The sequence below is a fragment of the Sphingobacterium sp. BIGb0165 genome (assembly GCF_024810095.1).
Lineage (GTDB): Bacteria > Bacteroidota > Bacteroidia > Sphingobacteriales > Sphingobacteriaceae > Sphingobacterium > Sphingobacterium detergens.
Window position 1 is genome coordinate 40,253 of the sequence record NZ_JANUEB010000010.1, and the last position, 13,150, is coordinate 53,402.

At 39.8% G+C, this 13,150-nt stretch carries 9 protein-coding genes; 1 reads left to right on the plus strand and 8 read right to left on the minus strand.

Features of this window, described 5'->3' with window-relative positions:
• Positions 1-81: 81 nt before the first annotated feature.
• A complete protein-coding gene (locus M2408_RS21725) occupies positions 82-2,553 on the plus strand; it encodes a phosphocholine-specific phospholipase C (protein ID WP_259186588.1) in 2,472 nt (823 codons plus the stop codon).
• Between the two features lie 66 nt (positions 2,554-2,619).
• On the opposite strand, the gene M2408_RS21730 is transcribed toward M2408_RS21725, so the two are convergent.
• Genes M2408_RS21730 through M2408_RS21765 form a run of 8 tightly spaced genes read right to left on the minus strand, consistent with a single transcriptional unit; the run spans position 2,620 to position 13,148 of the window.
• Complete coding sequence (locus M2408_RS21730; RefSeq protein ID WP_259186589.1) at positions 2,620-3,963, minus strand: TlpA disulfide reductase family protein; 1,344 nt, start codon at positions 3,961-3,963, stop codon at positions 2,620-2,622.
• Between the two features lie 11 nt (positions 3,964-3,974).
• Positions 3,975-5,201, minus strand: a complete 1,227-nt coding sequence (locus tag M2408_RS21735) for a thioredoxin family protein (protein WP_259186591.1) — start codon at positions 5,199-5,201, stop codon at positions 3,975-3,977.
• Positions 5,202-5,246: 45 nt separating this feature from the next.
• Complete coding sequence (locus M2408_RS21740) at positions 5,247-6,740, minus strand: retropepsin-like aspartic protease (protein WP_259186592.1); 1,494 nt, start codon at positions 6,738-6,740, stop codon at positions 5,247-5,249.
• Positions 6,741-6,779: 39 nt separating this feature from the next.
• A complete protein-coding gene (locus tag M2408_RS21745; protein ID WP_259186593.1) occupies positions 6,780-7,952 on the minus strand; it encodes a TlpA disulfide reductase family protein in 1,173 nt (390 codons plus the stop codon).
• A 2-nt stretch (positions 7,953-7,954) separates the two neighbouring features.
• A complete protein-coding gene (locus tag M2408_RS21750) occupies positions 7,955-9,334 on the minus strand; it encodes a TlpA disulfide reductase family protein (protein ID WP_259186595.1) in 1,380 nt (459 codons plus the stop codon).
• 20 nt (positions 9,335-9,354) lie between these two features.
• A complete protein-coding gene (locus M2408_RS21755; RefSeq protein WP_259186597.1) occupies positions 9,355-10,908 on the minus strand; it encodes a PKD-like family lipoprotein in 1,554 nt (517 codons plus the stop codon).
• 9 nt (positions 10,909-10,917) lie between these two features.
• Positions 10,918-11,685 carry a DUF4843 domain-containing protein gene (locus M2408_RS21760; protein ID WP_259186599.1) on the minus strand — a complete coding sequence of 256 codons (768 nt, stop codon included), beginning with the start codon at positions 11,683-11,685 and terminating at the stop codon, positions 10,918-10,920.
• Between the two features lie 8 nt (positions 11,686-11,693).
• Positions 11,694-13,148, minus strand: a complete 1,455-nt coding sequence (locus M2408_RS21765; protein WP_259186601.1) for a RagB/SusD family nutrient uptake outer membrane protein — start codon at positions 13,146-13,148, stop codon at positions 11,694-11,696.
• Positions 13,149-13,150: the final 2 nt, after the last annotated feature.

Sequence of the window (13,150 nt, forward strand, 5' to 3'; positions counted from 1 at the left end):
AACGTTACATGAAAAGCGCCAGCGAATGAATATATTCGCTGATAGACCATTGAATTTATAAGAGATATAATAGATATTTTTATGGATAGTAGAAGAGACTTTATCAAGAAGGCCTCCTTGTTGGCTGGGGTTTTTGGCTTACAGAGTGCTGTGCCGGATGCGATACAGCGTGCTTTAGCGATTGAACCAGTTGCGGGGAGTTCTGTTTTAGATGCCGAGCATATTGTTTTGTTAATGCAGGAGAATCGCTCCTTTGACCATAGTTTTGGTACACTTAGAGGGGTACGGGGATTTAATGATCCAAGGGCTATCGAGCTGCCTAGTGGAAATCCGGTATGGTTGCAGGCTTCTGCTTCGGGAAAGACCTATTCACCCTTTCGATTGGATATCAAGAATTCCAATGCCGCCTGGACAGGCAACCTCCCTCACTCTTGGGAAAATCAAATGGCTGCCCGTAACCAGGGTAAACATGATAATTGGATTGAGGCGAAGCGTCCCGGAGGAAAGGTGCTGAGTGAGATCCCGTTGACCATGGGCTATTATACCCGTGAAGATATACCCTTCTATTATGCACTAGCTGATGCGTTTACCATCTGTGACCAGCATTTTTGTTCTTCCATTACAGGTACGACAACCAATCGTCATTTTTTCTGGACAGGAACTTGTGTGCCCAATAAAGGTGCAAAACCGTTGATTCGTAATTCGGATATTTATTTTAACCGGTGGGCGCATTGGAAAACTTTTCCTGAACGTCTGGAGGAAGCGGGTATCCCTTGGAAGGTATATCAGAATGAAGTCAGTATGGAGACTGGTCTTAATGGAGACGAATGGTTAGGCAATTTTACGGACAATAACTTAGAGTGGTTTTCACAATACCATATTGAATTCAAAAAAAGCCACTTGGAATTTATGCGTAAGCGTGTAGTTGAACTGCCGGCTGAGATCCAAGAGCTTGAAAAGGCGTTGGCGAATAATGGAACTGAAAGTGTACAGAAAACCCAAAATAAGCTTAAGCAAAAACAGGAGCAGCTGAACAGTTATAAGAAACAGCTAGAGCGACTTACCGAACAGGCATTCCAGCTACTTCCTAAGGAGCAAATCGCTTTGCATGAGCGTGCTTTTCAGACAAATGAGGATGACACGTTTTATCGTGAGACGACTTCAGTATTGCACGAAGGAGAACAGATTACTGTACCAAAAGGGGATGTATTACATCAGTTTCGGAAAGATGTGAAGTCTGGGAATTTACCTACTGTATCTTGGCTGGTTGCACCACAATGTTTTTCTGATCACCCCAGTGCACCGATGTATGGGGCTTGGTATGTGTCCGAAATCTTGAATATACTGACCGAAAATCCTGAGGTTTGGAAGAAAACGGTTTTTATACTAAACTACGACGAAAATGATGGTTACTTTGATCATATTCCTCCGTTTGTGGCTCCCAATCCGGCAGATGCCCGATCGGGGAAAACTTCAGCGGGATTGGATTATAGTGATGAATATGTAAGTTTGGAGCAGGAACTTGCCAGTGGTGAGAAGAAGGAACATGCCACTGAGGGGCCGGTTGGTTTGGGCTATCGGGTGCCTCTGATCATTGCGTCCCCATGGAGCAAAGGTGGCTGGGTAAATTCGGAGGTCTGCGATATCACTTCGACCATACAATTTATGGAGCATTTCTTCGATAAGAAACTTGGGAAGGATGTGAAAGAGCATAATATCAGTTCTTGGCGGCGTGCTATAACGGGAGATCTGACTTCGGTATTCCGTAAAGCAGAAGGAGGAACTGCTGTAGAACTGCCATTCTTGGATCGCAATCAACAGATCTATGCAATTGATCAAGCTAAATCCAAGCCGCTCCCGAATAATTTCCATGTATGGACAGCAGATGAGATGCAAGCTTTGCACGCTACTGGAAAGGCTTCACAATTGGCAAGACAAGAAAAAGGTCAAAAAAGTTCCAATGCGCTGGCATATGAATTGTATTCGAGTGAATCTATTGATAAGGACAACGTAAAACTGACAATGTCCGCGGGTAATAAGATTTTCGGAACGAAATCCTTGAGTAGCCCTTTTAATGTGTATAGTGGACCAAGTTATAAAGATGGTGTAAGTTTTTGGCCATTTGCGGTTATCGCTGGTGAGGAGCTGAGCTTTGACTGGAACCGGACAGACTTTAAAGATGGTTATTATGATCTAACAGTATATGGGCCAAATGGGTTTATGCGTAGCTTTAAAGGTGAAGGAGAATCTTTGTCTGTTGTCGCAACCTATGAGATCGGGAAGAAAGGAATTCCCACAGGAAACCTAATCCTCGAAGCGAGCAATAAAGGAGAAAAAGCACTTGATGTACAGGTGAAAGATAACGCCTACAGTTCTTGGAAGAAAAATACCGTACTGGGTGCTGGTAAATCTATCAAGTGGGTTGTAGGATCTCAGAAAGTGAGTGGTTGGTATGATGTTACTTTACAGATTAATGGGAGTAAATTTTTCCGTCAATTTGCCGGTCGTGTAGAAACTGGGAGCCATTCGAAGACTGATCCACAATTGGGATAAAAATCGAAAGTTGTAAGCTGTTGAAAAGAATGATTAGCATTATTTAGGGTCGTTGATATTCGGATTTTATTTTTTAATCCATTCCTCAAGCAAAGCTTTTAGTTTAGGATCACTTGGTCTTGGGCTATCTGCGGAGATTGGGTTTCCGGCTTTGTCAATCAATATATAGCGTGGTATGGAATTGACTTTGTAAGCATTGGAAAGTTCATTGTCAGAACCAGCATGTAGCTGAATACCTTTTAATTTTTTCTCTTTCACATAGGTGTCCCATTTGGGTTTATCCTGATCTACTGATACGCCTACAAACGCTACTGGTTTCCCGTTAAATTCTTCATTTAATTTTTCCCAATGGGGTTCTTCGGCACGACATGGACCACACCAGGTCGCCCACATATCAATCAAGACAACTTTGCCTTTAAGATCTGCGAGACTTGTTTTCTTACCGTTTATATCTGAATAATTAAATTGAAAAGCAGGTACGCCTGTTTTCGTTTCGACCAATCGTGCTTCTACCACTTTTGATCGTTCGGTTTGCTCAGGTAGCGTAAAATATTTTTGGTATTTCTCATTCATTTCCTGAAAGTCACCATAAGAACGTGCCCCCTCAAGTCGTTGCAATACGTATTGTCCTTTCAATACATCTGGTCCGATTGCCGCAACTTGTTGATCAAATGTTGGTTTGGTTGACAGATCCAGCTTGCGATAAATCATATTGCTCATAAATCGGTCGCCATACGGAAATTTTAATAATTCAGTTGTCAGGTATCGATCAGCGTTGAAATGTGTGTAAAAATCGCTCATTTCCTCTTTACTTGGATGGGCTGTGCGCGGCATATAAAGATACGAGATCGCATAATAAGCGAAATCATAATCCACTAGTTCGGGAAAGAATTTGTCAAAATTCGGGTTCCCTGTTTTTGCGCTCTTTTTGATGGCATCCAGTTTTCCTTTGAATTGTTCTACCTCAGGGAAGAAATCAACATAGGTGCTCATTCCTCCAGGAGTAGTGCCTTTATCGTGAAAAGTTTTCGACTGCTTATCCCAAGTGTATAACATCTCATTTTCTGGACTATTTTTACCTGTCAATTCATAGTCACTTTGACTCAATTTTAGATTTAAATCCTCATTTCCTTTGAAGTAAAAACGGAAAAGTCCCTGTTGGTTTTGTGCATTTCCGCTGCCAACGGAATACAATCCTTCATATTCAGGAGTAAAGCGAAATGCAAATCGTCCCGATGCATCGGGAATAGATGTGGCGATTTCTTTCAAACGGCCATTTAATACTTTAAATAGTCCGACACGTTTTACTTTTGCAGGATCTGTCGTTCCGGTAATGTTGCTCGGCTGTTGCGCGAATGCTACAGCTGAGCACGCTAAGGTAGTGAGCAATAAAATGGTTTTTCTAATCATGATATAGATAGTTAACTTAATTTAAATGGAATTATTTTCTTAATATCCTTGGCCTTGTATAAAGAGGAATCTTTTTTTTCTATGGCCTCTTTTAAGTCTTGTAGGTCTTTTTTGTCTATGGCAAGGAACGGAGATATTGGATCTGATTCTAATAACTTTTTTATACAGCTGGAAGCCTTATCAAAATCTTTTAGATAGTAGTGTAATAGCGTGAGTCGATAACTATCCACTTGATCCAGTTTTTTCCCTTGTTCCGCGGCTAGATATTCAGCTCGCATGGATTTCAAGATTGTCGGATTTTTTGATTGATCAATAATGACCGGTCCGAAAGCGTTGCTGCGTTCATCCCAAGTCGGATAGAGCTTATATTCGTCAATCAGTGCAAAATAGGTGACCGCATTTTGGGAGCCAGCATAATAGCTAGCAACAAATCCGGGTAAAAATACCGCCCATAATTTTTCATTGAACGTGGGACGTATATAAGCTAGCATGGTCGTTAAACTATCCAATTGCTGTACTGCTCCGTATTGTTTACTTTTTGCTTTGGCAATTGTTGAAATTTTGTTGCGGAGTAGATTTCCGCCGTATAGTTTAATCAATTTTGGAAGATTGTCGTAAGCCCAATTATTGTATTTAGTAAAGTAAGTGACGCTATTGGCCAAGAAAGCTGTCTCATTGAACAAGTCCTTTTGTTGCTCGAGATATCCTTCTAGTTCCGCAAAATCATGTTTTTCTCCGGTTTTGATAAAGCGCTCGCTATAAGCTGCAGGATAAGTGTTGTCCAAAGTATTGTTAAATGCAAGATATTGGTTAGATTTATTTCGCTGGACAGCTTCCTTTAACAAAGGGACAAATCGATCTACGCCAAAGAAACCTGATTCTGTCAGTATTGTTTTGCCTTCGGGGCTTACAATGACGTAGGTCGGAAATCCTGGGGCAGCGTATTTACGGGCTAATTTCTTCCCGTCTGTCTCTTTCATTACATCTGTTTTGTACAGAATATAATTGTCGTTGAGTTCCTTCATAACAACTGGATCCGGGAATACTTGTTTGTCCATTTCTGCACAAGGCATACAACCAACAAAGTACAGATCGATCAGAATGAGTTTGTTTTCCTTTTTTGCCTGGGCTTGACATTCTGCATAACTGCCTTGGAAGATTTTTTCCTGGGCAATTGCCAGGTTTGAAAAGAATACGCCGTAATAGGCTATGATAATATAAAAAATGAGCTTTTTCATACAATTTGTTTTGAGAATTAAGGGTAGTATATCTTTTTAGCGTGATTAGATGTCTACGATATTATTGTCAGTCCTGGTAATCGAAATAGATTCTCCTCCTGCTTTCAATCGAATCTCATCTATCAGGGTTGAATTTTTCTGCAATTGATCGACAGTATATTTGTCAATACGTTGAATCAAATCTCCTGCTTTCAGACCCGTTGGATTTTCGACAGCTCCTACGACTCCAAGTGCTTTCAGCTGCCCGGCATTATCCCAGCCGAATTGATAATTCTTTATTAAAAAATCCTGTGGGTGGGAATGTAATCTATTTGGAGAAAAGTATACTTCGCTTTCTGCTAGATTTATTGTAATGTTATAACGGCTTAATAGGCGTACGCCAATTGAACCATCGAAACCAGGTTGCCATTGTTCGTTCCCTGCACTACCGCCCATTAGTGTGACAGGCAAGCCTTGCATTGGCGGCAGGGGAGAAATGGCAAATTGGTAGCTTTTGCCCGCAAAGGTGGGAGAGGAAACTCCCATGCTTACGGTTGCCGCCTGTGCTTCTGGTTTAAATCCGCTGACTAACAGTTTGTTTTGGCGTACAAAAGGACGGAAACAGATCAGGTCATAGGAAGCACCTGTGTCGAAAACAAAATGACCCGAGTAGCTCTTGTCCTTGACGATCTCAAGCTGTCCGGGTAATATCATTACGCCAGCAGGCATTGTAATCGGTACTGCAGTTCCCTTACCTTTGTATTGAAAATCTCCGAAATCATACAATGAAATCGTATTTTTATCGTAGTCGATATGCGTGATAAATTGGCGTATCAAAGTATTGCCGATAATCCCATCTCCTTCTTTGCCCATTTCGGGAAAGATAGCGATACCCTGTCCAGCCAGCTTAAGCGTGTCCAATAAAATACTATTGTTGTCCGATACCTGGATCTTTGTATTGCCCCCCACGACGGAAGCATTATTCTCACGGGTTACCTTTAAACCAATAGCCTCAGCAAGTTGCTGGTTGACGGCCATGCCATCAGCTCCAGTGTCAAACAGGAGTCTTAATGGCTTTTCGTATCCATTGATTTTTACCTGCAGGTAAATGGATCCATTCTTGTTTTCAAACGGAATGACCGCCCGTAATTTGGGCTTACTTTCTCTTTTTAGTCCATAAAGTTGATCAAAAAGGCTGAAGTAGATCAGCTTTCCCTTGTTATCGACTAGGGCCTGATTGCTTGTTGTCTTACCCTTGGCATCTGTGACCTCTATTTGAAGTAATGTCCCTCTTTTTGTTTTTTTCTCAGAGACAATATGTACAGCTTTTAGGGGGTAGTTTTTGATAATTTGGTTTATACGAAAGTTGGCTCCTTCACCAGTGTGCCCTGCTACGGAGAAATTAGGTGCGAGTTCACCTGTTATCATAGAGGTGTCTTTCTGTTCAAAACAGGTCAATAGTTTAGCTGGTAGTTGTGCCACTAGCTGAGCTTTTGACCATGATGCCCAGGCTGTTAACAGTAAGAAACTTCCAGCTTTGATTATTGGTTTATAAGGCATGGTTTAAAGTTATTGTCTTTAGTAATTGATTTCATTAGGTTAGTAGCCGTAGATCTTTTTCAGTGCAATGTCAATGTCATCTGTTGCTGAGGCAATAACCCGTAAAATGATTTTTCCATTTTCATCCACTAGAATTTTTGTTGGAAAACCGCTGATCTGATATTCTTTTACAATATCCATTTGCTCCTTGTTCTCGTTATTTAGCACATTTGTCCAAGGTAAACTGAGTTCTTCTATAGCTTTGTACCAGCTGTTTTTTGACTCATCAAGTGTTTTACCTCGTTCTTGGGCAATACCGATAATTTCAAAGCCTTTGTTTTTGTAGCGACTGTAAAGCTGTTGGAGGTGTGGCATACTTGCACGGCATGGACCACACCAACTGCCCCAAAAGTCCAACAGAATAACGCGGCCTTGCATCTTTTCTAATTTAAAAGGAGTTCCGTGGGCAGTTGTCCGTGTAAATAGTGGTGCTGCTTTCCCTTTCGCAGTCACGGTTTCTTTTGCAATTGTCGACGCTATTGCTTTACCCATGTCTGTTGATTTGTAATTCGAAACAAGACGATTAAATGCTAATTTATAGTCTTCGGAAGTATAGCTAGACTTCATTCTGTAAAGCAAAAATAAACTGACATAGGATTCAGCGTAATTTTCTATGAATTTTTTCTGAAGGTCATTTTCTTTTTTACCCAATTGACTAAGCTGTTCGAGTATCGTTTTACCTTCTGGAGATTCAGTACTTATCTTTCCCTCGAGAATTGGACTGTATAATCTATTTTTTTGCTTTACAAATCCCGCTGTAGACTGACGCAGATTATTATATTCATTGTTTTCCTCTCCACCTTTGACCTGTGCTAAATCAAGTTCTTCGGCATTGCCATCTATAAGAATGTCATCTTCAAAAATAAACACATTGAGTGGATGACGCATGACCTGTTGTAACGCGCTGGCGTTTGGATCTTTGCCAATAGTCCTTAAGGTAGCATCAACTACCCTTGCTTGTTTTGGGATCTTGATTTCAAATGATCCATCATTTATTGGAGCTGAAAAACCTAGCCTTTTACCTTGATAGTCTATAAAAGAAACGCTTAACTTCGTGGCAGGATCTGCTGCAGACGATGTAATTTTTCCTTTGATTGTAACGCTATCTCCCTGCGCAGATAGAAGCGAGGGGGATAACGTTAAAAATAGGAAGTAAATCCAAAGTTTGTTCATACCTATTTTGTTGCTAATACTTTTTCGAGGAGCTGTTTTAATTCTGGGCTCGATGGACGTGGTGAATCTATGGTGACAACTTTACCTTGTTTGTCGAACACCATAAAGCGTGGAATGCCTGTGATTTTGTAATATTTCGCAAAATCACCCCATCCGGAAGCAAAAAGCTGAAGACCACCGAGCTGCTCGTCTTTAATCATTTTTAGCCATTTGGCTTTATCTTTTTCCTCATCAACGGAGATGCTCACTACTTGAACATCCGTTCCGTGCAATTCTTGTTCAAGCTTTTTGAGATGTGGTATCTCTGCTTTACAGGGACCGCACCAGGTTGCCCATACGTCGATCAAAACTACTTTTCCCTTTAAATCGGCGAATTTTATGGTTTTTCCGTTATTGTCAGGAAAAGAAAAGTTAAGCCCTTGGTCTCCGCTTTTTAATTGTGCCATATTGTTCATGATCACGGTGGCACGTTTCTTTTGACTTGCTGTCAGAAAATACGACTGATATTTATCTGCAGCTTCCTTGTAACTGGCATAATCTTTTTGTTTGGCTAGATAACTCAGTATAGCATCACCTTTTAAAGTGTCATTGGGAAGGAAATCCATATCTTGCTGGAGGCCGGTGATACCTTTTCCGGGAGGAATATTAGCCGCACGACGAGATACAAATGAGATTGCATTTAAAGTGCGGTTTGCCCAAGGTGTTTGATATACTAAAGATGCATTTTTTGCGAACTTGGCCAATGTTAGATTCTTGTAGTAGTCCGCATATTCTTCTACTGCAGGGTGTGCCGAACGTGGGGTATTGAGAAAGTTTGTGGCATTGGCAGCAAGATCCCATTGGATATAATCTTGTAATCTGCTATCAAATTTGAAGTTTCCACTTTTATTATTTTTCGTGAAAGTATTTGCTTTCGCAACTACGGTCTCTAAATCCGGGAAGAAATCGACAAAAGTACTTTGGACTTTCATCCAATTGAAGGCTTTCTGTTCTATTGGAGTAACTTCGTTGTGCCAACGGTTAAGAATTTGATTTTCTTTACTGTTATTTGTGCCCGTCAACTGGTAGCTGTTTTCGGAAATGATGAACTCAAGTTGATCACCAGGTTTGAAATAAAAGATATTATTTTCTGTCTGACTACCTGTTGTCCCTGAACCAATGGCATAAAACCCTTCGTATTCAGGGTAGAAAGTGAAGCCGAATTTTTTATTCAATTGTGGCTGTGCCGAAGCAATCTCTTCCATGTCACCTTCGACAACCTTGAAGAGTTTGACGGGTTTGATAAATTCTTTGTCAAATGTTCCTTTGATCTGAACGGGTGATTGAGCAAAAGCCGTACTTGCGGCGAGTATTGTTAATGAAGTTATGATGTGTTTTTTCATTTCTTTTTTTATGAATGGAACTAATAGGTCGATGGATAGGTATAGTCAGAGACAGCGGGAGCAATATAAATTATCGCCCGCGCAGCACCGGCTCCCTCAAGTGTTTGGACTGGATTCGCATCTAGATTCCCAGAATTTTTTGTAAACATTCTGATCTTGTAGCCCGATCCAACTTTTGTACCAACGACGACGAAGTTGAAAGCATATCCTGATTCTGAATATTTCAGATGTTTGATGAAAGTAACCTGTTCGCCTCCAGGTGCACTAAATTGTAACTGTTCAAATCCGTTACTTAAATTTCTACTGTATAATTGATTATTATTGACAAAGTACATTAAGTTCTCATCGTCCAAGAGCAATGTATGCAGATTAGCATTATATAGTTTGGATGAAGGATCAATTACCTCTTTTTTTATAGACAACATATACTGCTTTTTCTCCAAAGCGCAGAGCGATTTTTGGGCAGGATCAGTTTTGTCCTGTAATATTGCATATCCAACAGTTTTGTAGTAGTAATCGGGGGCAGGTAAATAAACATTGGACTTCATTCCTAGAAACAGTGCTTTCTGGTTGTTATTTGCTGTATTGAAGTCATTGGCAGCATCATTTGAAAATATAGTCATGGTAGATCCATAACCGTTACCAAGTGTTGTGAAATTTCCCCCTAGATTGTCAAATAAAATAGGGTCATTGCTACCACTCGAGATCATATATTTAGACAATTCATAGTTGCTATTATTTCCATCTATCATGGCCTTATTGCCAAATTGTCCTGTATTGGAACTCATTGCATAGATGTTGTATAATTGCCCATTGTTGAGAACATAATTAGCCGTGCTCCCCAAGAAAGCTCCCGTATTGCCAGTTATCTGTTGTCCACCGCCCAAGAATAGATTCTGTTTGTCTCTGATTTTTTTTAGATTATTGACATTCACGGTTTGGATATCTTTTTCAGTGGTGAGGAATAATGCTCGTGTATTTGAATAAGAGGAAGGATTTAGGATGTTACTTTTATAACTGGAAGAAAAGCTAATAAAATTGCCTTTGCCTTCTATTTTTTGATTATTTGCCGCGCTGTAAACATTTTCGATTTTTCCATTTACCAAATTATCTTGTGGGGTAAGGTAAAGATCCAAATCTGAATTGGTGCCATCATCTTTAAGGACATACCAGCCCCGTGTAAACTGTGTGCTAACAGTTACAGTGGCAGTTTTGTATTGGCTATAGCCTGTTTTTTTGTTTTTCACAATACAAACTACAACCCAGTCCTTGGCATCCTCAGTGATAAAATAGCGTAGATTTTGGTTACGGGCTATTGTATCGATAGGTTCAGCTCTTCCTTGAACATTGGTTTCGTAAAACCCCCATTTATATTCTAATTCACCATCTTTATTTGATTTTGCTGTTGGGGAAATTTTTAACGTGTCTTTTAGAGAGATGACCGCATATTTTGATTCAATACCTTCGATATCAATATGCTCGGTTTCACTGTAATCATAGTTGCTTTTATCTTTTGAACAGGATAAAATAGCTAAGCAACCAAGGATTAATATGTAAATATTTATCTTTTTCATGGATAGAGTTTAATTAGGGAAGGTAATGAGATCTCCGTTCTCGGCCCGCAAAGGAGTGTTCGGATGTTGCTTATTGTAATCTATCACAGCCATCCCAAGTACAGATTTATAATAGTTCATTTGATCTAAGGGAAGAGTGGATATAAAATTTTGATCCCAACGCTGACCCGTAACCTCAATCATGAATTCATGCTTCCGAACACTGTATGCTCCGAAATAATAGGTTGAATAGGAGGCTGTCCAGGCGTTAGGTTGGCTAAGACGATCGGTAAATTGTAACTTTCGCCAAGATTTAGTGGGTTCACCAATAGCAAAATTCTCATTAGTAACGATCGAAATACCAAGATTGACTGTTTTGCTTTTTAACTCGCCATCTCTTAAAATAACGATAGGAACTCTTGCATGTACAGAGTCGGACTTGATAATATAGAGGTTAGCAACAGCAGGATCATCAAAAGCAATGAAGTGTTTTCCTGGGATAGCGTTTTCCACTCCATTTAGCTGTATTTGTTGAAGCTGATATTTTCTATCCTTTTTCGATGTTTCTCCAACGGTATAGATATCAAAATACACGGTATCTTGATGAGTATCCTGTGCTTCGTAAAAGAATGTTTCAGATTTTAACGAATCGGTATATTCATTGAGTTTAAGAGTAGAAATGGGCGGCCCAAATTGCAATCGTGGGATATCATCAAATATATAATATTGGTCTTTTTTGCAGCTATTGAATAACATGCATGTAATACCAACTATAATTAATAAAAAATATGGTTTCATAATGGTGTTTAATTAATTGATTCAACTGTTGGCATGGGTAAAAGGTAGTTTACAACTGCTGTAGATGGTGCAAACAGGATTAACGTTTTGGGAACATTGAGCCTTTTGTAAGCATAAAAAGCCTGTCCTTCGCCATAGAATTCTTTCCGGTATTCCTTGATAATCTCGTTTTGTAATGTTGGGACATCCCCTGGTATGGTAAGATTTGATATATTCCGATTTGCCCTGAATGTTTTTAAGTATTCTACCCCTTCGCTGAACGGAGCTGTTTCTGCTAAAATAAGATAAAGTTCACTGGTACGTAGCATAGGAAGTTGTTTGTAATCTGTTAAAACGGTTACATTATCTGCGGTGACCCAGAACTTTCTAATCACATTGTATTTGGAACCATTTGCCATCGTAATCATATTCCAAAGCGATGATTCTCTAAAATCAGTTCCAGTATTACCATATAATTGATTTGTAATAGTTGTTGCAGAAGTTCCCTTGCGATATGTCGCATTGCCAAAGTTATCAGTATAGGTTTTCGCTAAATCAAAAGCGTAGAGTCCGAATATCTGTTCAGATGTAAGAATGTAATTGGTTGCCGTAAATTCTTTTCCGGTTGCTAATTTAAACTTCAGATCTCCATTCGTGTCTTTTGCTTCGACCACTTCCTTTGCTGCGTTGTACGCATTTTGTTTCTCGCCATACCATAAATTTGCACGGGCTTCCAAAGCTTTCATTGCGTAGTAATTGAAGCGCATATTTCTATACGACATAAAATCATCCAGTGGCTTATAATTGCTTCCGAAACCATTTGGATTTCGCACATCATTCATGGAATAGGAAAGCATAGGGTCGAATTCTTTGATAAGTTCTTCCGCCTGTTTCAGATCAGTGAAAATTTTGCTTTTATATTCTTCATAAGAAATATGTTGATGGATTTCTCTGTTGAATTCGGTTACATAAGCGAGCTGATTTCCGATCCCAGATTCAGTGGGTATGGGGCCATAAAGCCGCATAAGATCAAAGTGGATATAGGCGCGTAAACCCAGGCATTCTGCTTTGATTACCTGATATACTCCTTCTGTCTTAAAGATGGATTTATTGGATTCTAGATTCTGCAGAATAGAGTTTATTGCCGCGATTGTTGCATATTGCTTGGCAAATATGGCATTGAATTGATCAATTACACGATTGTCGGAGTAATTGAAAACGCCCAACTGTTGTTCTACGGTATTTGCGGTCACATCCCAGCTTGAGATTAAACTTTCTATGGTCCCGAAAGTTAAGGCCTTCCCATAGGTTGTATTACTTTTTGCAGAAATGTAAACACCTGCTAATGCATCTTTAAAACCTTGCTCGGAATTGAATAATTTATCGGCGGGTATTTGCGTCCGTGGCAGGACGTCCAAAAATTTATTGCATGAGCTCAAAAATATGGATCCAATCAGACTTGCTATTATGATGTGTTTTTTCATTT

Coding starts and splice junctions, on each gene's coding strand:
- M2408_RS21750 (WP_259186595.1), bottom strand. CDS start 9,334: ATGAAAAAACACATCATAACTTCATTAACAATACTCGCCGCAAGTACG.
- M2408_RS21725 (WP_259186588.1), top strand. CDS start 82: ATGGATAGTAGAAGAGACTTTATCAAGAAGGCCTCCTTGTTGGCTGGG.
- M2408_RS21735 (WP_259186591.1), bottom strand. CDS start 5,201: ATGAAAAAGCTCATTTTTTATATTATCATAGCCTATTACGGCGTATTC.
- M2408_RS21730 (WP_259186589.1), bottom strand. CDS start 3,963: ATGATTAGAAAAACCATTTTATTGCTCACTACCTTAGCGTGCTCAGCT.
- M2408_RS21755 (WP_259186597.1), bottom strand. CDS start 10,908: ATGAAAAAGATAAATATTTACATATTAATCCTTGGTTGCTTAGCTATT.
- M2408_RS21740 (WP_259186592.1), bottom strand. CDS start 6,740: ATGCCTTATAAACCAATAATCAAAGCTGGAAGTTTCTTACTGTTAACA.
- M2408_RS21765 (WP_259186601.1), bottom strand. CDS start 13,148: ATGAAAAAACACATCATAATAGCAAGTCTGATTGGATCCATATTTTTG.
- M2408_RS21760 (WP_259186599.1), bottom strand. CDS start 11,685: ATGAAACCATATTTTTTATTAATTATAGTTGGTATTACATGCATGTTA.
- M2408_RS21745 (WP_259186593.1), bottom strand. CDS start 7,952: ATGAACAAACTTTGGATTTACTTCCTATTTTTAACGTTATCCCCCTCG.